The sequence below is a fragment of the Brooklawnia cerclae genome, assembly GCF_011758645.1.
Lineage (GTDB): Bacteria > Actinomycetota > Actinomycetes > Propionibacteriales > Propionibacteriaceae > Brooklawnia > Brooklawnia cerclae.
Genome location: NZ_JAAMOZ010000003.1, coordinates 167,383 through 190,279, shown reverse-complemented (window position 1 = coordinate 190,279; position 22,897 = coordinate 167,383). Strand labels below are relative to the sequence as shown.

18 protein-coding genes, 1 tRNA gene and 1 pseudogene are annotated in these 22,897 nt (G+C 68.6%); 13 read left to right on the top strand and 7 right to left on the bottom strand.

Annotated elements, in window-relative coordinates; genetic code table 11:
- Window positions 1-32: 32 nt before the first annotated feature.
- Together FB473_RS15480 and FB473_RS15475 are read right to left on the bottom strand one after the other, a co-directional pair.
- Entirely contained in the window at window positions 33-1,109 is a 1,077-nt protein-coding gene (locus tag FB473_RS15480; protein ID WP_167170872.1) for a hypothetical protein, read from the bottom strand.
- Window positions 1,110-1,434: 325 nt separating this feature from the next.
- Window positions 1,435-1,507 (bottom strand) — tRNA-Thr (locus tag FB473_RS15475).
- A gap of 227 nt (window positions 1,508-1,734) precedes the next feature.
- Between FB473_RS15475 and FB473_RS15470 the strand changes: the two genes are divergently transcribed.
- Together FB473_RS15470 and FB473_RS15465 are read left to right on the top strand one after the other, a co-directional pair.
- Window positions 1,735-2,259 (top strand): hypothetical protein, encoded by a 525-nt coding sequence (locus FB473_RS15470; protein ID WP_167170869.1) that lies wholly within the window; start codon window positions 1,735-1,737, stop codon window positions 2,257-2,259.
- Between the two features lie 100 nt (window positions 2,260-2,359).
- Window positions 2,360-4,624: an MMPL family transporter gene (locus FB473_RS15465; protein WP_167170865.1), complete on the top strand. Its 2,265-nt coding sequence runs from the start codon at window positions 2,360-2,362 to the stop codon at window positions 4,622-4,624.
- Window positions 4,625-4,933: 309 nt separating this feature from the next.
- Here FB473_RS15465 and FB473_RS15460 read toward each other — a convergent pair whose 3' ends face one another.
- The gene (locus tag FB473_RS15460) at window positions 4,934-5,695 is read right to left on the bottom strand and encodes a DedA family protein (RefSeq protein ID WP_208390847.1); all 762 of its coding nucleotides are present in this window, start codon (window positions 5,693-5,695) and stop codon (window positions 4,934-4,936) included.
- A gap of 261 nt (window positions 5,696-5,956) precedes the next feature.
- Here FB473_RS15460 and FB473_RS15455 point away from each other — a divergent pair, with 261 nt between their 5' ends.
- From FB473_RS15455 to FB473_RS15440, 4 genes are all read left to right on the top strand, one after another.
- On the top strand, window positions 5,957-6,322 hold the full coding sequence (locus FB473_RS15455; RefSeq protein WP_167170862.1) for a nuclear transport factor 2 family protein: 366 nt from the start codon (window positions 5,957-5,959) through the stop codon (window positions 6,320-6,322).
- Between the two features lie 177 nt (window positions 6,323-6,499).
- Window positions 6,500-7,600 (top strand): ABC transporter ATP-binding protein, encoded by a 1,101-nt coding sequence (locus FB473_RS15450; protein ID WP_167170859.1) that lies wholly within the window; start codon window positions 6,500-6,502, stop codon window positions 7,598-7,600.
- A gap of 56 nt (window positions 7,601-7,656) precedes the next feature.
- A complete protein-coding gene (metB, locus tag FB473_RS15445; RefSeq protein WP_167170856.1) occupies window positions 7,657-8,826 on the top strand; it encodes a cystathionine gamma-synthase in 1,170 nt (389 codons plus the stop codon).
- A 420-nt stretch (window positions 8,827-9,246) separates the two neighbouring features.
- On the top strand, window positions 9,247-10,641 hold the full coding sequence (locus FB473_RS15440) for a DUF4032 domain-containing protein (RefSeq protein ID WP_167170853.1): 1,395 nt from the start codon (window positions 9,247-9,249) through the stop codon (window positions 10,639-10,641).
- A gap of 292 nt (window positions 10,642-10,933) precedes the next feature.
- On the opposite strand, the gene FB473_RS15435 is transcribed toward FB473_RS15440, so the two are convergent.
- Entirely contained in the window at window positions 10,934-11,239 is a 306-nt protein-coding gene (locus FB473_RS15435; RefSeq protein WP_167170850.1) for a hypothetical protein, read from the bottom strand.
- 61 nt (window positions 11,240-11,300) lie between these two features.
- Here FB473_RS15435 and cysS point away from each other — a divergent pair, with 61 nt between their 5' ends.
- The 5 genes from cysS (at window position 11,301) to FB473_RS15410 (ending at window position 17,492) form a co-directional block, all read left to right on the top strand.
- Entirely contained in the window at window positions 11,301-12,701 is a 1,401-nt protein-coding gene (gene cysS, locus FB473_RS15430) for a cysteine--tRNA ligase (RefSeq protein WP_167170847.1), read from the top strand.
- 9 nt (window positions 12,702-12,710) lie between these two features.
- The gene (rlmB, locus tag FB473_RS15425) at window positions 12,711-13,595 is read left to right on the top strand and encodes a 23S rRNA (guanosine(2251)-2'-O)-methyltransferase RlmB (protein ID WP_167170843.1); all 885 of its coding nucleotides are present in this window, start codon (window positions 12,711-12,713) and stop codon (window positions 13,593-13,595) included.
- 111 nt (window positions 13,596-13,706) lie between these two features.
- A complete protein-coding gene (locus FB473_RS15420; protein ID WP_167170840.1) occupies window positions 13,707-15,242 on the top strand; it encodes a UxaA family hydrolase in 1,536 nt (511 codons plus the stop codon).
- Window positions 15,243-15,297: 55 nt separating this feature from the next.
- A complete protein-coding gene (locus FB473_RS15415; protein ID WP_167170837.1) occupies window positions 15,298-15,999 on the top strand; it encodes an FCD domain-containing protein in 702 nt (233 codons plus the stop codon).
- Between the two features lie 32 nt (window positions 16,000-16,031).
- On the top strand, window positions 16,032-17,492 hold the full coding sequence (locus FB473_RS15410; RefSeq protein ID WP_341770153.1) for a glycine hydroxymethyltransferase: 1,461 nt from the start codon (window positions 16,032-16,034) through the stop codon (window positions 17,490-17,492).
- Window positions 17,493-17,630: 138 nt separating this feature from the next.
- Here the strand turns inward: FB473_RS15410 and FB473_RS15405 are convergent, their stop codons facing one another.
- On the bottom strand, window positions 17,631-19,379 hold the full coding sequence (locus FB473_RS15405; protein WP_167170831.1) for a DUF2207 family protein: 1,749 nt from the start codon (window positions 19,377-19,379) through the stop codon (window positions 17,631-17,633).
- A 148-nt stretch (window positions 19,380-19,527) separates the two neighbouring features.
- Between FB473_RS15405 and FB473_RS18525 the strand changes: the two genes are divergently transcribed.
- Entirely contained in the window at window positions 19,528-20,661 is a 1,134-nt protein-coding gene (locus FB473_RS18525; RefSeq protein WP_167170828.1) for a neutral zinc metallopeptidase, read from the top strand.
- Between the two features lie 13 nt (window positions 20,662-20,674).
- Here the strand turns inward: FB473_RS18525 and ispF are convergent, their stop codons facing one another.
- Both ispF and ispD read right to left on the bottom strand, forming a co-directional pair.
- Window positions 20,675-21,145 (bottom strand): 2-C-methyl-D-erythritol 2,4-cyclodiphosphate synthase, encoded by a 471-nt coding sequence (ispF, locus tag FB473_RS15395; RefSeq protein WP_376837127.1) that lies wholly within the window; start codon window positions 21,143-21,145, stop codon window positions 20,675-20,677.
- Between the two features lie 18 nt (window positions 21,146-21,163).
- Window positions 21,164-21,953 (bottom strand): annotated as a pseudogene (gene ispD, locus FB473_RS15390) (2-C-methyl-D-erythritol 4-phosphate cytidylyltransferase); the annotation flags it as partial.
- A gap of 207 nt (window positions 21,954-22,160) precedes the next feature.
- On the opposite strand from ispD, the gene FB473_RS15385 reads away from it, so the two are divergent.
- Complete coding sequence (locus FB473_RS15385; protein WP_167170817.1) at window positions 22,161-22,874, top strand: triose-phosphate isomerase; 714 nt, start codon at window positions 22,161-22,163, stop codon at window positions 22,872-22,874.
- Window positions 22,875-22,897: the final 23 nt, after the last annotated feature.

Sequence of the window (22,897 nt, the reverse complement as noted above, 5' to 3'; positions counted from 1 at the left end):
CCCGCTCTCGTGGCGGGGGCCGCTGTGGTATCTCAGTCCTCGTCGGCGGACAGGTGGGCGTGCAGCGCCTCGGCGGCCTCCGGCGTGAGCCGGATGGTCTCCTCGACCCAGTCCCAGGAGGGGTCGACGATCGCCGACGGCACGGTCTGCCCGATCCACACGCTCCCGATCGGATCGGACTCCAGCACCTGCACGTCCAACTCGTCGAACTGGTCCTCGCGGCCCACATTCGAGTAGTCACCGGCCGCGATCTCGGCGCGGACCAACTCGGCGATCGCGGCGACCCTGGCCTCGGCCTTGGCCCGGTATTGGTCGACGACGCTCGGGCCGTCGACCAGAGCCTCGGCTGCGGCGCGCAGCTCGTCGGCGTCGACGGTCTCGATCACGATGTCGGGGCCGTGCAGCGACCCGTCTCCGTCCTGATCCCACAGGATCTGCACGTCGCCCCGGTCGTCGGTGGACCCCGCGACCGAATCCGACCACCGGAGGCGGCCGTTCTGGTCGACCCACGGCTCGGCCTTGATGATCGCCCCGACCTGGCCGTTGTCGATCGCATGGGCCCGGTAGCCCTCGGGCAGCCGGGCGGCGTAGGCGTCGGCCACCTCGGCGATCCGCAGCCCGCCCCGGTCGATCCACTCGTGATCCTCCTCGATCCAGCGGAGCACGTGCCCGTCGACCACTGCGACATCAGAGCGGCCGCTGGGGTCGAGCAGTGTGGTGGTGTCGTCGTCGTATCCGTCCCGGCCGAGGATGACGTCTCCCCAGACGTCGTCGCCGGTGTAGGCGTTGAGCTCGTCGAGCAGGGCCGTGACGGTCTCGATCTCGTGGCGTGCCGCGATGCCGTACAGGTCGATCTCCCCGGCGGCTTCACGCACCGCGTCCCAGTCGACATCGGCGCCGGTCGGCCCGAAAATGAACTGCCCGTTGAGCGTGAATCCCTCGGGAAGGATCTCCTGGATCGCGGCCGCGAACTCCTCCTCGATCGCGTCAAGGTCGTAGTCATCGGCGTACGGACGCAGGGCGGCGATGATGCCCTCACGGATCGTCGAGTCGGACGTGGTGGGAAACAGGAAGCTCTGTGCGTTTCCGGTGATCTCGCTGGTGGTCATGTCAGGACTCCTTCTTTGATTGGCCTTGGTCTCGCTGACAAGAACAACTATATACACGCACCCTGTAAAAAGCTACACGTAGGCTAGAAAACCTACACGTGTTATCAAACCGTTACATACTCGTGGTCTATGCGGAACGACGGGTGGGCACGACGGGTAAACCCTGGGTAAAACTCCGCCGCCGCGACGCAGCGTTTCGCCTAGTCGGACATTTACCCGGTAAAGCCGACGGACTCCACCGGACTCCACCGCACGCCATCAGATGGCACCGAATCTCGGCCCCGGAACTGCCGCCGGCAAGGCCATAGACTGCTCTGACTAGGTGAGCCCCCGGAGGGAGTCGAACCCTCGACCCTTCGCTTACAAGGCGAATGCTCTGGCCGCTGAGCTACGGAGGCGTGCCGTGAACACGACCCGGCTTCGCCAACCATTGTGCAGGACGCACGGCCGGGGTGCGAAACCCATCCCACCCCGGCCAGGGCAGGATGCCCCGGCCCCGACTCCGGTGTGATCGGCTCGGGCTGCACCCCGCCCGGGGCACACTACATGGACGCGCCGAACACGCCGGCGCCGAAGCGGACGTCGGCTCCCCATACTGCCCGCGTTCGGTGAGGAGGCTTCGACAATGTGGGACAGACGCGGCAACAGACTCGTCCGAACCCTGGTGGCGCTGGCCACGACCACAGCCGTGCTGGTGGTGACCGGCTGCACGCGGCAGTCCGGAACCGCCGTGGAGGCCGGGCACTGGCGGTTCCGGCTCGACGACACCTGGACCGCCGCCGAGCCTGTGGGGGAGGCATGGACCGCCGCCTACGAGACCGAGGGCCTGCTGCTGCAGGTGGCCGGTGAGTTCAGCGACGACATCGGCTCCCGGTCGGCCCTGGCCAAGCTCAGCGTCCCCGCCACGATCAGCCTCACCGACTACGACGTGGCCGGGATCGACGAGATCGAGGTGCCGGGAGCCTACGACGCGCTGGTCCAACAGTTCAGCTACACCACGGAAGGGGATCCGCGCCAGGCCGTCTGGATCGTCGCCTCGCAGTGGCCGTACCCAGCCACTGCCGCACTGAGCCTCAGCGGTGAGCAGGTGAGCACCGACGCAGTGGATTCCCTGCTGGCCACCCTGGAGTTCGAGGAATACCACGCGTGACCGCCCGACGCCCGGCGCCGGGCGGGGTCGCCATGGCAGGACGCTGCCGCTGTGCACGCGCCTGTAGAGTTCACTCGTCTTCGGGAAGATGGGCGGATCAATGTTCGAACGCTTGGGTCATGGGATCGCACGACGTCCATGGCTGGTCCTGGCCGGCTGGCTCGTGCTCCTGACACTGGGGCTCACCGCCACGTTCCAGGGCTTCGGCCAGGGCGGGTTGTTCGACCGCATGGCGACGACGGCCGCCCACGTCCCCGGGTCCGAGTCGGAGGAGGTCGCCGACCTCACCGCCACCAGCGACACGGGCGATGCCATAACCCTGGTCGTCACGGGCGTGGTCATCCCGGACGACGTCCCCGAGCTGATGCAGATCATGCCCGACCAGAGAACCCTGTTCACCGACATCCCCGGTGTTGACTCCGTCACCGATCCTCTGGTGGTCGTCGATCCCACCAATCCCCTGGCCGGTCTCCAGGATCCCAGCATCCAGGCATTGATCAGCACCGAGCAGGACGGCTTCGTGGTCGTGGTCAACCTCGCGTCCGGCCTCGACGAGGACGCGAGCACCCGCGCACACGACGACGTCTCCGCGGCCGCCGGCGAGTTCGCGACCGACCTCGTCCAGGACTTCCCCGACGCGCAGGTGCTCCCCCTGTCCGACAAGATCATCGGGGACGACATCACGACCCTGGTGCAGGACGACCTGGTACGCGGCGAGTCCGTCGGCCTGCCGGTCGCCCTGCTCCTGATGGTCATCGTCTTCGGCGGGCTCCTCGCCGCCGGTCTCCCGCTCGTCGGCGCCGTCGTGTCCATCGTGATCGGTCTGGGCGGCATCTGGCTGCTGACCTTCGTCATGGACATCAACAGCTTCATCCTCAACGTGATCTCGATCATCGGCCTCGCGCTGTCGATCGACTACGGCCTGCTCGTGGTGAGCCGCTACCGCGAGGAGGTCACGACGCGACTGACATCGGCCGGCTACCCCGCCAACGGGTCGCGGCTGCCCGACCGGCGGACGTCGCTGGAGATTGTCGCGGGGGCCGCGCAGCGCACTGTCGCGACCGCCGGCCGCACGGTCACGTTCTCCGCCCTGACGATCGCCCTGTCGATCGCCGGCCTGCTGGTCTTCAGCTCGCCCGTGCTGCGAGCCATCGCACTGGGCGGCATCATCGTCACCCTGCTCGCGGTACTGACTGCCGTCACCCTGGTCCCGGCCGTGATCGTCCTGCTCGGCCCGGCGCTCCTCCATCCCTCGCTGCTCAACCGCATCCCGGGCCTCCGCTCGCTCACCCGCGCGGTGGGCGACGCATCGTCCGACGAGGGCGGGTTCTCGCGACTCGCCCGGTTCGTCCAGCGCATCCCGTGGGTGGTCATCGTGGTGGTCGTCGCGATCCTCGCGGTGATGGCCCACCCGCTCGGGGGCCTCAAGATGCGCAGCAGCTTCGTCGAGTACCTGCCCTCGGAATCGGTGGCGCTGGCCGCCTACACCACCATCCAGGACGACTACCCTGCCCTCGCCTCGCCCGAGATCGTCGCGGTCGCCGACGTCCCGGTGGCGGAGTCGGCGGCGCTGGTGGAGCACATCGAAGGGCTGGACGCCATCACCTACGTCACCGCCGTCGCTCTGCCCTCCGACGACGGGCAGACCGAACTCGGGATCCATGTGGACACCGACGACCGCGTCTCGGAGTCGGTCGTCTCGCTCGTGGACGAGTTGCGCGACTACGACCCGGGGTACGGCTTCCTCGTGGGCGGCGACGCAGCCATGCAGGAAGACTTCAGCAGGTCGCTGATCAACGGTGCGCCGGCGGCGCTCGCGATCGTCGTGGTCGCCGTCATGGTCCTGCTGTTCCTCATGACCGGCTCCCTCATCGTGCCGCTCAAGGCGCTCCTCATCAACCTGTTCTCGCTGGCGGCATCGCTGGGCGCCACGGTGTGGATCTTCGAGGGCGGCCACCTGGGCATGCCCCGCACCAACGGCCTCGAGACGTTCATCGTCGCCTGCATGGTCGCGTTCGGCTTCGGGCTGTCGATGGACTACGAGGTCTTCCTGGTCGCCCGCATCAAGGAGTACTGGGACGCCGGGCTCGACAACGACGAGGCGGTCGCACGCGGGCTCCAGCGCTCCGGCCGCATCATCACCTCGGCGGCGGCCATCATCGTGGCCGTCTTCATCGGATTCGTCTCAGGACAGATGCAGGCCATCAAGCAGATCGGCGTCGCGCTGGCGATCATGGTGGCCGCCGACGCGACCCTGGTCCGCATGCTGCTCGTCCCCGCCACGATGACGGTCCTCGGGAAGTGGAACTGGTGGGCGCCCAAACCCCTGCGCGTCCTCCACGAGAGATTCGGGATCAACCACTGACGAGCACCGCGGGCGGGTGAAGACGACCGACAGTCCGATTCCCATGCCGAGGGTAACGACGACGGCCGGCCACACGCCGAGCCGCGTCGGCGTCAGCGCCCAGACGACGTGGAGGAGCAGCGGCAGCCCGATCAACAGGGCGGCGATGCGCACGGCAGCGGTCACCGGCAACCGCGATGCGGTTCGCGGGGGCTGCTGCGTCGTGGACATGCGGCCAACGTAGGCCGCGATCCGGCCGGGACAACCCCGTGGCACCCGGGTTGGGGGCGGGTTGGGGAACGACCCCCATGCCGCTCAGGGGGCGTCCGCTCAGGCCGACTGCTTGGTCTGCTTCGCTCCACGCATGATCGACGACACCACGATGACGACCACCAGCGCGATGACGATGTAGTTGGCCACGCGGCCGTACAGCGTGAGGAGTTCGACCGCCGGTGTGCCCACCACGAAGCCGAACAGGAAGAAGCCCACGAGCCACACGAAGCACGACAGGGCATCGAGCAGGACGAACTTCCTCCAGCTCATGCCATGGGCTCCCGTGAGGACGAACACGACAGGCATGACGGGCAGCGGGATCGGCACGTAGGCCACGAACATGCCCACCCAGCCGAGCTTGGTCGCCCATCGTTCCGCGCGAGCGTAGTTGCGGGCGGCACGCGCCGACTGCCCTGCCCAGACCTCGATGATGCCGCGTCCCCAGAGCTTCCCGGCCCACCAGTAGACCCAGTCGAGCTTGATGCTCATCAGCGTGCCGAGCAGGATCGGCCACACGAACGGCACGTCCATGCCGACACGGACGAACGAGCCCAGGCCCGCGGTTCCCGAACGGGAGCCCATGAGGGCGACCAGCCAGGGCAACCGCTCCGGGGCACCCAGCAACCAGGCGCGAACCGGCAGCATGGCCAGGCTGAACACGCCGAGGAAGCCGATCCACGACATACAGGCGATGTCGGCCCGGGCCGGCTTGTGGCGCCAGGGCATGGCGGGATCATCCCACCACTCCTTGTCCTTGTCGGGCTCGTCCCTGCCCGGATCGGGCACGAGGTTCCCGTCGCTCGGGGGTTCGGCAGCCACGGGCCGACTCTACTCCGGCGCCGCAATCGCCCCAATCGCCGCATGCGCCCGCCTCGGCCCGTGCCGCAACGGGCTGGATGCTCGTTGAGCCTGTCGAAACGAAGGGCCACCCGTCCTCGCGCGGGCCACACGGGCTGGATGCTCGTTGAGCCTGTCGAAACGAGGGGTCGCCCGTCCTCGCGCGGGCCGCCTGCGGGCCGGCCTGTCCGGGAATGCCCCGGCGGCCGCCACCGCGACGAGCGGCACGCCTAGGCTGTGCCCATGAACCAGACCACGACCGCGTTGGCGGAGCTGTTGGAGATCAACCAGCGCCTCGGGGACGCGGAATCGGCTGCCGACAAGGGGTTCTTCCGCTCGCTTCTGCATGAGCGGTTCACCATGCGCCGACCGGGCGGTGCGCTGTCGTCGCGTGACGAGTTCGTGGCTGGCCTCACGGTCGGTGCCCATCGCCGGACGACCATGCTCGCGCTGGAACTCCACGGCAGCCACCGGGCCACGGCGCGGTGCCGGGTGGACAAGTGGACCCTGGCCGAGCCCGAGGCCGTCCAGTCGTTCGACAACCTGCGGGTCTTCATCCACGAGGGTGGACGCTGGCAGCTCCTCACCTGGCTCGCCGAGCCCTGCTGACCGGGGGCACCACCGCCGTCACCAGCACACGGACCGCGCCTCCGGCGACCGACTTCGGCCGTCGTCTTGGGCGTCGGCCCCCGGCATGGCAAGATAGGGTGCGGACGAGGTTGTCCCTTCGTCCTTCTACCACGGATCGTTGGGCACGTTCCTGCCCATGGAAAGGATGGGTGGCTCATGGCCACTGTCAGTTTCAGGGACGCCACGCGCGTCTACCCCGGATCGGATCATCCGGCGGTCAACAAGCTCAATCTCGAGATCGGTGACGGCGAGTTCATGGTGCTCGTCGGCCCGTCCGGGTGCGGCAAGTCAACCTCGCTGCGCATGCTCGCAGGCCTCGAGGACGTGAACACCGGCTCGGTGTGGATCGGCGACCGGGATGTCACCGACCTGCCGCCGAAGGACCGCGACATCGCGATGGTCTTCCAGAACTACGCCCTCTACCCGCATATGACGGTCGCCGACAACATGGGCTTCGCCCTGAAGATGCAGGGCGTCAGCAAGGACGAGCGCGACCGCCGCGTCAAGGAGGCGGCCGAGCTGCTCGGCCTGCAGGACCTGCTGAGCCGCAAGCCGAAGAACCTCTCGGGTGGTCAGCGTCAGCGCGTCGCGATGGGACGCGCCATCGTCCGCAATCCGCAGGTCTTCCTGATGGACGAGCCCCTGAGCAACCTGGACGCGAAGCTGCGCGTGCAGACCCGCACCCAGATCGCCGCGTTGCAGTCGCGGCTCGGGGTCACCACCGTCTACGTCACCCACGATCAGGTCGAGGCCATGACGATGGGCGACCGGGTCGCGGTGATGAGCGACGGCCTGCTGCAGCAGGTGGACAACCCGCTGGTGCTCTACGACAAGCCGGCCAACATCTTCGTCGCGGGCTTCATCGGCTCGCCCGCCATGAACCTCATGGACGCGAAGATCGTCGACGGGGGCGTCAAGGTGACCGATCACGTGATCCCCGTCCCGCGCGAGGTGCTGGCGGGCGCCACCGGCGACGCCGTCGTGGTGGGCATCCGGCCCGAGTCGTTCGAACTGTCCGACTCCGCCCACGGCGTGGCCATGGACATCGCGGTGGTCGAGGAGACCGGCGCCGACTCGTTCCTCTACGGCTCGCTCAAGGGCGAGGCGGACTCCGCCATCTCGGGCGATGCCAGCAAGCAGATCGTGGCCCGCGTGACCACCCGGACGCCGCCCAAGCGCGGCGCCACCGTGCACCTCGCCGTCCAGCCCGACACCGTGCACGTCTTCAACAAGGAGACCGGCAACCGGCTGGGCTGACCGTCCCGCCTCGTCCACGCCGTCACCCCACCTCGTCTTCGGGGTAGGGTGACGGCGTGAGCGGTGACATCTCCCAACTCGGGCGCGGGCTGCGCGCCGGCCTGGACGCCGATCAGGCGTTCCGTTCGATCGTGCCTCCCATCTACCCGGGCACCAACTTCTCGTTCGAGTCGATCGAGTTGCGGCCCCAGTACGACTACTCGCGGTCGGGCAACCCGACACGCGACCTGTTGGGTGAGGCCGTCGCCACCCTCGAGGGTGGGGTCAAGGGCGTGATAACGGCCTCCGGGCTCGCGGCGCTCACCACCGTCTTCGCCGCGCTCGTGCCCGCGAACGGACGAATCGTCGCCCCGCACGACTGCTACGGCGGCACCTGGCGCCTGTTGATGCACCTGAGCGGCAAGGGCTCGTTCAGCGTCGACTTCGTCGACCAGACCGACGAGGACGCGTTCCGGGCGTCCCTCGACCGGCCCTGCGACCTGCTGCTCGTCGAGACGCCGTCGAATCCCCTTCTCCGACTGGTCGACCTGCGGCACGCCGCCGACCTGGGACACGCCGCCGGCGCCGTCGTGGTGGCCGACAACACCTTCTGCTCCCCCGTGCGCCAGCGCCCCCTGGAGTTCGGCTGTGACGTCGTCCTGCACTCGACGACGAAGTTCATCAACGGGCACTCCGACGTCGTAGGGGGCGCCGTGGTCGCCTCCGACGAGCAGCGTGCCGCCGATCTTGCCCACTGGGCCAACGTGCTCGGCGTGACGGCGAGCCCGCTCGATTCGTGGCTGGTGCTCCGCGGCCTGCGGACGATCGATGCCCGCGTCCGCGTGCACGACGCGAACGCAGCCGACATCGTCGCCCTGCTGAGCGGCCACGCGGCGGTGTCCCGCGTCCACTACCCCGGCCTGCCCGACCACCCCGGTCACGACATCGCCGTGCGCCAGCAGCACGGTTTCGGGTCGATGATCAGCTTCGAGTTGACGGGCGGGCGTCCGGCGGCCGAGGCGTTCTGCCGCGGGCTGCGTATCTTCGACATCGCGGAATCCCTTGGTGGTGTGGAGTCGCTGGTCGCCCATCCGGCGTCGATGACCCACGCGGCGATGACGCCGGAGGCCCAGCTCGCCGCAGGGATCACGCCCGGGCTCCTGAGGCTGTCGGTCGGCATCGAGCCCTCGGTCGACCTCGTGACCGACATCGCCGATGGCCTGGAGCGCGCCGCGAGCGTCGGCTGAGCCCAAGGTCGTCGGCCGAGCCCAAGAACGCCGGCCGAGCCCGAAAACGCCGGCTGAGCCTAAGAACGCCGGCTGAGCCTGTCGAAGCCACCCTCCTTTCGACAAGCTCAAGGACCGACCAGAAACGCCGGTTGAGCCCGAGAGCGCTGGCCGAGCCCGAAAACGCCGGCTGAGCCTGTCGAAGCCACCCTCCTTTCGACAAGCTCAAGGACCGACCAAGACGCTGGCTGAGCCCGAGAGCGCTGGCCGAGCCCGAAAACGCCGGCTGAGCCTGTCGAAGCCACCATCCTTTCGACAAGTTCAAGGACCGACCACAAGCCTGTCGAAGCCACCGTCCCCTCGACAGGCTCAGGGACCCAACAGAAACGCAGGTCGGGCCCGTCAAGGCCTGCACCCCACCGGCGATGGCAGACTGGATCCGTGCCACGATTCCTGTCCGCCACGCCTGACTCCCGGTTGCTGCCCCTACCCTGGGCGCAACCGCTGGCGGAGTGGCCCGAGCAGTACCTCGTCGCGCTGCCGCGTGGCATCTCCCGCCACGTCGTGCGGTTCATCCGGGTGGGTGGCGACGTGTTCGCGGCCAAGGAGGTCAACGAGTCGCTGGCCATCCACGAGTACCGGCTGCTGCACGACCTGCGCCGTCTGCGCACCCCGTCGGTCGAGCCGATAGGAGTGGTCAGCGGCAGGCAGGCCGCCGACGGCACACCGCTCGACCCGATACTGCTCACCCGGCATCTCGAGTTCGCACTGCCCTACCGCTCTCTGTTCACCCCCGGCGTCCGCAACGAGACCGTGCTGCGCCTGCTGGACGCGATGGTCGTCCTGATCGCCCGGCTCCACCTGAGCGGCTTCATGTGGGGCGATGTCTCGCTGTCGAACATCCTGTTCCGACGCGACGCCGGGGAGTTCGCCGCGTACCTGGTCGACGCCGAGACCGGCGAACTGCACGACCGGCTCACCGACGGCCAGCGCGCCAGCGACCTGCAGATCGCGCGCGTCAACATCTTCGGCGATTTCTGCGACCTGGAAGCCGGCGGCCTGCTGGCCGAGTCGCTCGAGCCGCTGACGATGGTCCAGACGATCGAGTCGCGCTACGAGGAGCTGTGGGACGAGCTGACCGGCGTCGAGGAGTTCAGCGGGAGCCAGCTCGATCGCATCGAGGGACGCGTCCGGCGCCTCAACGCGCTCGGCTTCGACATCGCCGAGCTCGACATCTCGACCTCGCTGGACGGCAAGATGATCAAGATCCAACCCAAGGTCGTGGACGCGGGTCATCACTCCCGTCGCCTGTTGCGCCTCACCGGCCTCGACACCGAGGAGAACCAGGCCCGCAGGTTGCTCAACGACCTCGACACGTTCGTGGCCCGCCACGACCTGCAGCAGGTGGACGAGGCCGTCGCCGCCCACCGCTGGCTCACCGAGTGCTTCGAGCCCGTCGTCCACATGATCCCGCCCGACCTGGTCCGCAAGCGCGACCCGGCGCAGCTGTACCACGAGATACTCGACTACCGGTGGTACCAGTCCGAGCGCGAGCATCGCCCTGTGCCGACGCCCGAGGCCACAGCGGGCTACATCCGTGACGTGCTGCGCACGCTTCCGGACGAGGAGATGTCGAGCCTGACCGCGGCGGCACCCGACGCCCGGGTCCCGGTCAATCCCTACGACCCCTCGCTGGGCTACCTCGACGACACCGTGACCGAGGGGCTGCCCGCCGTCGTCGACCCGTGGGAGGAGGCCGCGGAGTCCGAGGACCCGGCGGGCGCGGGCGTCCTGGACATCGCGGCGCTACGGAAGAAGGCGGCCGGAAGGCGCTGAACGCACCCGGCTCCCCCACATTCCGCGGATGGAATCTGCTCCCCCCACATTCCGCGGATGGAATCTGTTGTTGCGGGCAAGATCTCGTCCGCAACAACAGATTCCATCCGCAACAATGGGGCGATCTGTCCGCGGCGTCCGCAACAAGGGGGCGATCGGTCCGCGCGTCCGCAACATATGGGGTGATCGGTCCGCGGCGTCCGCAACAAGGGGGCGATCGGTCCGCGGCGTCCGCAACAATGGGCGATCAGTCCGCGGCGCCCGCGACGGTGGGACGAGCGGTGCGCGGCGCCTACTCGTCCTGGTCGGTGGGGGCGTCCGGGTGCGGACGCGAGGCCTCGGCCAGCGCCTGGACCGCGTCCGCCGCGAGGCTGAACCAGCCCTCGCTCGCCAGGATCGCGGCGCTCACGGGAGGCGCATCGGTCACCGACGAGGAATCCGCGGCCCCCGGGGCGTCCTCGACGAAGAACGGATCGTCATCGGTCGCCGACGGCTGGGGTTCGCCCGGGGTCACCGGACGTGGGACGGCCCCGACGCTGGCCCGCACCACGTCGCCGATGGCGCTCGTGCGGGGACGATGCTTGCGGATCTCGGCCATGCGAACCTCCGAGTGGGTGACGGCGTCCTGATTGTAGTGCAGTGCCACTAGACTGCGACGAGTGAGCTTCCATCTGTACGACGAACGACTCGGGGCTGTAACCGAGTTCCATCCCCTCGTGCCCGGGAAAGTCTCCATCTACCACTGCGGCCTCACCGTACAGGCTCCTCCCCATCTCGGCCACATCCGCAAGGAAGTCGTCTTCGACGTGCTGCGCCGCTGGCTGACCGTCACCGGCCATCAGGTCAAGGTGGTCGCGAACATCACCGACATCGACGACAAGATCCTCTCCAAATCGGCTGCCCAGGGCATCGAGTGGTACGAGCTCGCCTATGCGATGGAGCTCGAGTTGCACCGCGCCTACGCGGCCCTCGGCTGCCGCCCACCCGACTACGAGCCCCGGGCGACCGGTCACATCCCTGAGATGTGGGCCCTGATCACCGACCTCATCGAGGCCGGCCACGCCTACCCGGCCGCCGACGGCTCCGGCGATGTCTACTTCGACGTCCGGTCGTGGCCCGACTACGGCGAACTCTCGCGCCAGCGCATCGAGGACATGGCCCCGGCCGCCGACGCCGACCCACGGGGCAAACGCGACCCCCGCGACTTCGCACTGTGGAAGGGCACCAAGCCGACCGAGCCCGCGACAGCGTCGTGGGACAGCCCCTGGGGCCCGGGACGACCGGGCTGGCACCTGGAGTGCTCCGCGATGAGCCTCAAGTACCTCGGCGACGAGTTCGACATCCACGGCGGCGGGCTCGACCTGCGTTTCCCGCACCACGAGAACGAGCTGGCCCAGTCGCGCGCCGCCGGCCACGGCTTCGCCCGCTACTGGATGCACAACGCGTTCGTCACCATGGCCGGCGAGAAGATGAGCAAGTCACTGGGCAACGGCACGATCGTCACCGAGGTCACCAAGCAGTACGCCCCGCGGGCCGTGCGACTGTACCTGGCGGTGCCGCACTATCGTTCGGCCATCGAGTTCTCGGACGATTCGCTGAGCGAGGCGTCCGCTCAGCTCGCGCGCATCGACTCGTTCCTGGAGCGCGCCGGGGCGTCCGGACGGGTCGGCTTCGACTTCGGCGACCTGCCGGAGGCCTTCGTCCAGGCCATGGACGACGACCTGGGCACACCCCAGGCGATGGCTGCCGTCTTCGACACCGTCAAGGCCGGCAACCGTGCGCTGGACTGCGGGGACGCGAGCGCCGCCTCGGACGCGCTGCGACAGGTGCGGGCCATGCTGCACGTCTTCGGCCTCGACCCGCACGACCCAGAATGGCAGGGAACCGCCACCGAAGACCTGGGCAGCGTCCTCGACGGCCTGGTCACCCTCGTCCTCGATCAGCGCGCGCAGGCCCGTGCGCGCAAGGACTGGGCGAGCGCCGACGCGATCCGCGACACCCTGTCGTCGCTCGGCATCACCGTCGCCGACACCGCGGACGGCGTCCGCTGGAGCCTCTAGGAGAAAACCATGGCACAGCACCGTCGCAAGCTGGAGGGCCGCGGCCCGACACCGAAGGCCGAGGATCGCGTCTACCACAAGGCGTACAAGGCGAAGAACAGCAAGACGAGCAAGCCCGCACAGGCCCGTGCGACCTCGCACGGGCAGGGCGCGGGGCCCGACTGGGTGGTCGGGCGCAACCCTGTGCTGGAGGCGTTGCAGGCCGGGCTGCCCGTCAAGGCCGCCTACGTGGCCGAGGGAAGTGAGCGGGACGACCGGCTGCGCGAGATCTTCAAGTACGCGGCCGAGCACTCCATCTCGCTTCTCCAGGCCACCCGCGGCGAGCTGGACCGCCTCACGGGCGGCGCGGTCCACCAGGGCGTGGCCATGCAATTGCCCGGCTACGACTACATTCATCCCGACGACCTCCTGGCCGCTGCGCTGGACGACGACAGCCGTGAGGCCCTCGTCGTGGCGCTCGACGGGATCACCGACCCGCACAATCTCGGCGCGATCGTCCGGTCGGCCGCGGCCTTCGGCGCCCATGGCGTGGTGATTCCCGAGCGGCGCAGCGCATCGGTCACCGCGGTGGCCTGGAAATCGTCCGCCGGTGCCATCGCACGCGTCCCCGTGGCCCGGGCCACCAACCTGAACCGGACGCTGGGCGACTTCGCCAAGGCGGGCTTCACCGTCGTCGGCCTCGCGGGCGAGGGCGACACCGACATCGCCGAGGCCCCCGCTCTCGACGGCCCTGTCGTGCTCGTCGTCGGCTCGGAGGGCGACGGACTGTCGCGGCTCACGCGGGAGCACTGCGACGTGCTGGCGAGGATTCCGATCGCCAGCACCGTCGAGAGCCTGAACGCATCGGTGGCCGCATCGGTCGCCCTCTACGAGATCGCACGGAATCGAGGTTGAACAGCGAACCGCCGACCGAGCAACATACAATATCTGATAGGATTCGCTTGTTCGGAAGACGACTCTGATGGACGCCAGAGATGCCGTCCTCAACCCCGGAAGGTACCAGCGATGCCGAGCGCAGATTCGCTCCTCGTCCTCAAGGAAACCGACAATGTGGCGGTCGCGAGGGCCCCGCTTGCCGACGGCACCATCGTCACCGTCGGTGACCGACGGCTGACGATCCACGGCGACGTGCCCGCCGGTCACAAGGTGGCCATCAGCGACATCGAGACCCAGGCCCCCGTCTTCAAGTACGGGTACCAGATCGGCGTGGCCAGCGAGCAGATCAAGGCCGGCGACTACCTGCACACCCACAACGTGCAGTTCAGCAGCCACACCAAGCCGAGCCCCGACGACTTCGGCACGCGCAGCCACGAGCTGCCCGGCCTCCCCGCACGCACCACCTTCCTCGGCGCCCGGCGCAGCGACGGCCGCACCGCCACCCGCAACTACATCGCGGTCGTCTCGACGGTGAACTGCTCGGCCACCGTGTGCCGGATGATCGAGGACGAGGCACGCCGCCGCGACCTGCTGCGCGACTACCCCAACGTCGACGGCGTCATGGCGGTCACGCACACGCTGGGCTGCGCGATGCCTGTCGGCCGCGGCACCGACATCCTGCGGCGCACCCTGGCCGGCTACGCCGCCCACCCGAACGTCGCCGGCCTGCTCGTCATCGGGCTCGGCTGCGAGGGCAACCAGATCGACCAGATGGTCAAGCACATCGTCCTTCGCCCCGGCACCCCGATCGCACGCATGAACATCCAGTTCAGCGGAGGCTCCCGGGCCACGGTGGACTCCGCCCTGGCGGCCATCGCTGAGATGCTGCCGGAGGTGAACGCCTCGTTCGTCCGTGAGGAGCGGCCGGTCAGTGAACTCGTGCTCGGGCTCAACTGCGGCGGCAGCGACGCGTTCTCGGGGCTCACCGCCAATCCGGCGCTCGGCTACGCGTCCGACCTGATCGTGGCGCAGGGCGGACGCTCCGTGCTCGCCGAGACCCCCGAGATCTACGGGGCCGAGAGCATGCTCGTCCGGCGGGCGACCTCGCGCAGCGTCGCGTCCGGCCTGCTCGACATGATCGACTGGTGGGAGGACTACACCGCGAGTTCCGGGACGACGATGGACGCGAACCCGTCGCCCGGCAACAAGGCCGGCGGCATCACCACCATCCTCGAGAAGTCGCTCGGAGCCGTCGCCAAGGCCGGCCAGGCACCGCTGTCGGCCGTCTACGACTATGCGAAGCCGATCGACACCGACGGCCTGGGCTTCATGGACACCCCCGGCTACGATCCCGTGTCGGTCACCGGCCTGATCGCCGGCGGCGCGAACCTCGTGTGCTTCACGACGGGACGCGGCTCCGCGCTGGGGACGCGTCCGGCCCCCACCCTCAAGCTCGCCACGAACACCGACCTCTACCAGCGCATGCCGGACGACATGGACGTCGACTGCGGACCGGTGTTCACGGGTGGTGCCTCCCTCGAGGAGAAGGGCACCGAGATCTACAACGCCCTGCTCGACCTCGCGTCGGGCAAGCCATCCAACAGCGAGGCCCTGGGATACGGGTCGAACGAGTTCGTCCCGTGGCACATCGGCGCCGTGATGTGAGCCGCTGAGGCACCGGGCACGAGCAGGCATCCGCGACCGTCAACGAGGAGGGACCGTGGCACAGACCAGGATCAAGCCACTGGAGCGCAAAGTCCTGCGCGACACCGTATACGAGTCCTTGGTGGACATGCTCATGTCCGGCGCCCTGCCACCGGGCGCCGCTCTGAGCATCGATGGGCTCGCCCACGATCTGCAGGTCTCCCCCACGCCCGTGAGAGAGGCCCTCGTCCACCTCGAGCGCACCGGGCTCGTCCTGCGGGCGCCGCTGCGCGGCTATCACGTGGCTCCGCCGCTCAGCACCGACCAGATCTCGCAGTTGCTCGACGCCCGGATCGTCCTCGAACTGGGGGCACTCAACCTGGCCTTCAGCGAGCAGCCGCATCTGGCCGCCGACCTGGCCAAGGCCCATGTCAAGCACGAGAAAACCGCCCTCGCGGTTGCCGGGGTGGTGCCGGATCGCGCGCACATGGACGCCTACCGCGACTACATGGCCGCCGACTGGGCATTCCACCGCACGATCTTCCGGTACTCGCGCAACGACTACCTGATCCAGCAGGCCGAGGGGCTGCCCGCACACCTGCACCGGCTGCGCCAGTCGGTCACCCGCGGCGTCAACGACTCCATCGCCACGATGGCCGAGCACACAGCCGTGCTGGAGGCGGTGCAGAACAACGACGCGGAGGCCGCGAAGGCAGCCCTGCACGCGCATCTGAACGGAGTGAAGGAACGCTCCATGAGGGATGAGGCGAGCAGCTGACGATAGAGTGGTGGGCGGCATCTCGCCAATCGATCTACGGGAGTGAATACGTGTCAGATCCTGCCGCCACCGCCACCGTCGCCTACCAGGCCATCCTTCAGCTCGTCCAGGGTGTCGAGCCCCGGATCGCCGAGGCCATCACAGCCGAGTTGCATGACCAACGGCACTCGCTGAAGCTGATCGCCTCGGAGAACTACGCGTCCCTGCCCGCGCTGCTCGGCATGGGAACCTGGTTGTCTGACAAGTACGCGGAAGGAACGATCGGTCACCGCTTCTACGCGGGTTGCCAGAACATCGACACCGTCGAGTCCGTGGCGGCCGAGCACGCTCGTGCCCTGTTCGGCGCCGAGTACGCCTACGTGCAGCCGCACTCGGGCATCGACGCCAACCTCGTCGCCTACTGGGCGATCCTCAGCCACTTCGTCGAGACCCCCGCACTGAAGACCCTGGGCGCGAAGACCGTCAACGACCTCGACCAGGCCGATTGGGACAAGCTGCGCCACGATCTCGGCAACCAGCGCCTGATGGGCATGAGCCTGGACGCGGGCGGTCACCTCACCCACGGCTTCCGCCACAACATCTCCGGCAAGATGTTCGATCAGCGCAGCTACGGCACCGATCCGCTGACCGGTCTCATCGACTACGAGGCGATCCGCAAGCAGGCGCTGGAGTTCTCGCCGCTGATCCTCGTCGCCGGGTATTCCGCCTACCCGCGGCGCATCGACTTCGCGAAGATGCGCGAGATCGCCGACGAGGCCGGCGCCGTGCTGATGGTCGACATGAGCCACTTCGCCGGTCTGGTCGCCGGAAAGGTGTTCACGGGGGACGAGAACCCGGTGCCCTTCGCCCAGGTCGTCACCACCACCACACACAAGTCGCTCCGCGGTCCCCGTGGCGGCATGGTGCTGGCCACCTCCGAGTTCGCCGACGACGTCGATCGCGGCTGCCCGATGGTGCTCGGCGGGCCGCTCGGCCACATGATGGCGGGCAAGGCGATCGCACTGGCCGAGGCACGCCAGCCCTCGTTCCAGACCTACGCGCAGCAGGTCGCGGACAACGCGAAGGCCCTGGCCGATGGTCTGCTGAAGCGTGGCGCGACGCTGGTCACCGGCGGCACCGACAACCACATCGTCCTGCTGGACGTGGCTGGCTCGTTCGGGCTCACCGGACGGCAGGCCGAGGGCGCGCTGCTCGACTCCGGCATCGTGACCAACCGCAACTCGATCCCGCACGATCCGAACGGGGCCTGGTACACCTCGGGCATCCGCCTGGGCACACCGGCCCTGACCACCCGTGGTTTCTCGGCCGACGACATGGACCGCGTCGCCGAACTGATCGTCCAGGCCCTGCGCGCAACGACCCCGACGACCACCTCCCAGGGCACCCCGGGCAAGGCCAAGTACACGATCGGCGACGGCGTCGCCGACGCGACGAAGGCCGCCGCCGACGAGTTGCTGGGGCATCACCCGCTGTACCCCGGGTTGGAGCTCTGAGTCCTTTCGACGGCTGCTCTCCGACAGGCGGTCCCGTCCCTTCGACAGGCTCAGGGACCGACTGTCGGAACGCCGATTGAGCCTGTCGAAACGCTGGTTGAGCCTGTCGAAACCAGCACCTACCGTCTCGAAACCCGCTCAGCGGCGGGCGTAGAGCTTGCCCTGCACCATCGTGATGAACGCGTCGAGCGAGGCCGGCAGGTCGGACAGATGCCACGAGTTGGGTGCCCTGTACCACGACAGGTCGTCGGGGTCGGGGACGCCGGGGTCGTTGTCCGCCTCGACCATGGCCTGCAGCCAGCGGTCGAGGCCACCCAGCACGATCGCGTACGGCAGGATGCGCGAGATCTCCGCGTAGGCGTCGTCCTTCGGCACGTGATCGGTGGGCTGGGTCTGCAGGTTGATCGACAGCACTTCCAATCCCCTCAGCACGGACGCGCCCTGGGCCGTGCGCCGGGGCATCTGCTGGCTGACCCACAGCAGGGCCAGCGCCAGCCCGACGAGCACCAGGCCGAGGATGCCGAACGAGGTGAACGCGACCAGCAACGCCAGGACGACGACGGTGGCTCCCACCAGAGCACCGGAGAGGCGTCCCCAGACGTTGCGCACCGAGTCGGGCCGCTGGGCGAACCAGCCCTCGCGCACGACCTCCTCGTAGATCCGGCCCTGCACATCGCCCACGACGTCCTGGACCGCCCCGCCGATGCCCGAGACCGTGACGGCTTCGCCCCCGGCCGGCGCGATCGCGTCCAGCAGCGCCTGTTCGTACCCGTGGAGTTCGTCGGCCCCGGTACGGCGCTCGAAGGTCCAGTCCGGCGCGGCGTGCGCCCCCTGGCGGGGCAGCTCCACGATGGTCAGGTGACCTCGCTGAGCGAGGTCGACAATCGTCGCCGTGATGTCGACAGGATCGACTCTTTCGTCGATCACCGTGCCCACCTCGCCCGGGAGGATCGGGACGACGAGCTGGAATCGCTCCTCGCCCTTGGCGATCGGCTCGAACTCGGCCACGATGGTCGGCTTGGCTCCGGTCTCGTCCGCACCTACCGCGCGATGCAGGAGGTACAACGCGACGCCGCCGACGACCAGGGCTCCGAGCGCGACGAGGAGCGGGAGAAGATCGGTCGAGAACGCGCGATCGAGCGTCCACCGGTGGTCGAGGATCTGATTGGGGACGACAGCACTGGACGGCACGACGAACGACAGATCGACGACCTCGCCGGTGCCGCGGGGCCCGTCGGTGAACTCGGGATCGAGCGCTTCGAAGGTGCCGGACGCGAAGGTCGAGCAACTCGTGGTCGCAGCGGGCGGGCCCGCCTGGCAGTCGATGTCGAGCGTCCTGGTGGAATCCGGCAGCGTGACGGTGCCGCTCACGTCCTGCACGCCCACGCTCAGCCCCTGCAGGTAGCGCCAGGAGACCTCGGTGCGGGGATCCTGACCGGAGACCTCGGGGAGCGCGACCGCGGCACCCTTCACCGTGTACTCGATGACGATCGGATCGGATCCGGCCTGCGCGGTATCGACGCTGATCACCAGGTAGTCGCCGTCGCTGGTGATCGACGGGCCGAGATCGGAACCGCCTGCGGTGACGCGTACATCGCTGATGTCGTACCTGAGGACGGTGTATTCGAGGCCGTCCTTGACCGTGGCGAGCCGTTGTTCGAGGCTGTCCGGCGCGTCGCCACCGAAGGTGATCGTCTCGGAGACGTTGAGGGTGCCGTCGGCGAGCACCTGCCCCTCGACGACGTAGGACTCGGCCATGTCCTCGGCAGCCGCGGGCGCCGTGAACGCGCAGAGCCCGACGAGCGAGGCGGCCGCGACCACGAGGCCGGCGCGCACGAGTCCGGCGCGAGGACGAGCGGGCTTGCGCAGCCCGTGGCGTGTGCTCACAGCGCACCTCTTTCTGGTCGGTCTTGCGGGAATGCCTGGTCACCCGGACGGACACCGGCATCCCCTCGGCCCATCGCCCCCAAGCTATCGCAAGCGAGGTTGAGTTTTTCCTCGTCGGGCTGCTCCCGCCTGCGGTTACTCTGGTCGCGTGAGTCAGTGGGGTCAGCAGAACTGGGGTCAGCAGGGCGGCCGGGCCGTCCCTCCGCAGCGATGGGCTGCGGCACAGCCCCAGTGGAGCGCGTCGGCGCAGCAGTGGGGTGCGCCACGCCAGCAGTGGGCCCCACCGGTCGCGCAGCAGCCCTGGGGCACCCAGGCCCAGACCTATCGTCCCCAGCAACAGGTGTCCCGCGGCAGGGGGGCCGCCTCCGCGATCCGCGTCATTCTGTTCGTGCTCGGGGCGATCGTCGCGGGCATCGTGCTGGTGGGCCTGTTCTCCGAGACCGACGATCTCCCGACCGTCGAGGCTCCGCCCGCGGAGTACCAGAACGAGAGCTACCAGGTGCCCGCACCCGACCTGAGCCCGCCGGACCTGCCCGTGCCCGACACGTACGAGGAAGCCAGCGAATGGCTCACCGACAACGCGGTCTACGACCAGTCTGTGGCGGAGCCGGTGCGCTGCGACGCCGCCCCGATCGACCTCACCTCGGCGTCCGACGCCCAGTTGGAGGCTCACTTCAACGAGTTGACCGGATGCCTCATGCGGGTGTTCGCGCCGGCCCTGGAATCGGCCGGGTTCGAGGCCGTTCGGCCCAGCGTCACGGTCTACAGTTCCCCGATCCAGACCAAGTGCGGGACGATGGACACGCAGAACGCCGCCTATTGCGGAGGTGACCAGCAGGTCTACTACGCGACCGACCTGCCCGACATCATCCCCGCCAACCTGCAGCGGGTCGACTACGTGGTCGAGAGCATCATCGCCCACGAGTTCGGGCACGCCATCCAGGCCCGTACCGGCATGCTCATCTCGGAGTCGGCATGGGAGGGCAGGTCGGACGAGTCCGACGCGCTGAGCCTTTCCCGGCGTCTCGAGGTGCAGGCCGACTGCTTCGCCGGCGAGTTCATCGACTCGGTGGGCTACTCGGTCGGTGTCGACGAGGCGGGCTCCCAGGAGATCTCGGAGCTGTTCTACGCGATCGGCGACGACCAGCTGTCAGGGGATCCCACCATCGAGGGCAACCATGGCCACGGCGACTCTCGTCAGCTGTGGTTCACCCGCGGCACGCAGAACACCTCCCTGGGCACGTGCAACACGTTCGTCGCCGCCGAGGACGAGGTGGCCTGACCTCCGCAGAACTTTATTGGGGTTGATCGTGGGTCGTACTCGACCCACGATCAACCCCAATAGTGTGCGCGGCCTCGATGAGTGCCGTCGCGACCGCCGCGACGCCCTCTCCCGCGCCGGTGAAGCCCATGCCGTCGGCAGTAGTCGCGGCGAGTGACACCGGGACGCCGCCCAGCGCGTCCGAGATCACCTTCTCGGCCTCCGCCCTGCGCCCCGCCAGCCGGGGCCGGTTGCCGATCACCTGGATCGAGACGTTCCCGATGTGCCACCCGGCGGCGGCGACCCGCGACGCTGTCTCGGCGAGGAACGCGACACCGCTGGCCCCGGCCCATGCCGGGTCGCTCGTGCCGAAATTGGAGCCCATGTCGCCGAGGCCGGCCGCCGACAACAAGGCGTCACAGGCCGCGTGACAAGCCACGTCACCATCGGAATGACCGGCGAGTCCCCGAGGTTCGTCCGGGAAGTGCAGCCCCGCGACCCACATGGGCGTGTCCTCGGCGAGTCGATGGGCGTCGAAGCCGATCCCGGTCCTGATCATCGAGGGCTCACCGCCCGAAATGACGGAAGAACCGCCGCCCGGAATGGTGGCCGAGGGTGTCGCGGACCTTCCAGAGCGCCTGCGCCACCGTCAGGTCGTTGGGTTCGGTGATCTTCATCGACAGCAGCGAGCCGGGCACGAGCGTGACGTCGTGGCCGGCTCGCTGGGCACAGGACACGTCGTCGGTGAACTCCGCGCCGTCGGCTGCCATGCGCTCGTGCGCGTCCCAGATGACGTCGAAGGGGAAACCCTGCGGCGTCTGGATCGCGCGCAACGTCGTACGGTCGACGACCTGGGTGCGTCCGTCGCCGTCGAGGCGCCGCATGCTGTCGGTCACGGGAACGGCCGGGGCCACCGCCTTGGCTCCCTCGCGCAGGGCCTTGATGACGCCGGCGATCACGTTGGCGGGAACCATGGGGCGCACCGCGTCGTGGATGAGGACGATCTTCGTCCCCTTGAGCCTCGGATCGTCCCGGATGACACGTAGGCCGTTGTGGACCGACTCCTGCCGGGTGGCACCGCCGAAGGTCTGGAGCACGGGGATCGGCAACGCGGCCAGGGTCGGGCCGATGGCCTCGGCGACCTTGGCGTTGACGACCACGACCGCGTGGGTGCAACCGCCCGCCGCCATGGCCTCGATCGACATCACCAGTAGCGCGCGCCCCGTGAGCTTCAACGCGGGTTTGGGAATGTCCCCGCCGTATCTCAGGCCGAGGCCTGCCCCCACTATGACCGCCACTACCGGTTCTGCCATGAGACGAAGTCTTCCACAGGTTCGTCCCGGGACCATCCGCGAGCCCAGCTTCCCGAACCGTGGTCGGGCCCGGAATCGACCACAGTCGTACGGCAACCGCTGTCGGAGCGGGTGTTGCGTCCTGCGCGAGCCGGTGTCACAATCGCATAGGCACATTGTTTCGTGCTTATGCATAAACTTGCAGATACCCAACGTCGGGAGGACACCATGACTGCAGAGCCGCAAAGTTCACCGAGAGCCGACTTCACGTCCCCGTTCCTGATCGTCAACCCCAAGGCATACCTGGGCAGCGCGGACACCCTCAAGCTGGCGCTGCTCACCGACGAACTCGCGGGCCGTTTCGGCATCGACGTCATCTTCACGGCGCAGCACGTCGACCTCCGCATGGTGGCCGAGGCAACGAAGAACCTGACAGTCACGGCCCAGCACATGGACCCGATCGTCAAGGGCCGCGGCATGGGCCACATCCTCCCCGATTCCCTCGTCGAGGCAGGGGCGAAAGCAGTGGTCCTCAACCACGCAGAACACCAACTCACCCTCGCCGCCCTTGACGCGACCCTGGAGCGCGCCCGCGAGGTCGGCCTCATGACCATCGTGTGCGCCGACACCGACGCCCAGTGCCGCGCGATCGCCACCCTGGGCCCCGACATCATGATCTGCGAGCCCACCGCGAACATCGGCACCGGGCAGATGGACGCCGGGGACTACATCGAACGCACCACCCGGATCGTCAAGGACGTCGACCCCTCGATCCTGGTCATCCAGGCGGCCGGCGTGAGCCGCGGCACCGACATCACCCGGGTGCTCGAGCAGGGGGCGGACGGCTCCGGCGGTACGAGCGGCATCATCAAGCACCCCGACTGGCGCGAGATCCTCACCGAGATGTTCACCGCCATCCAGGACTTCAAGAACCGGGCCTGACCGCTCGGCCCCACGCGAAAGGA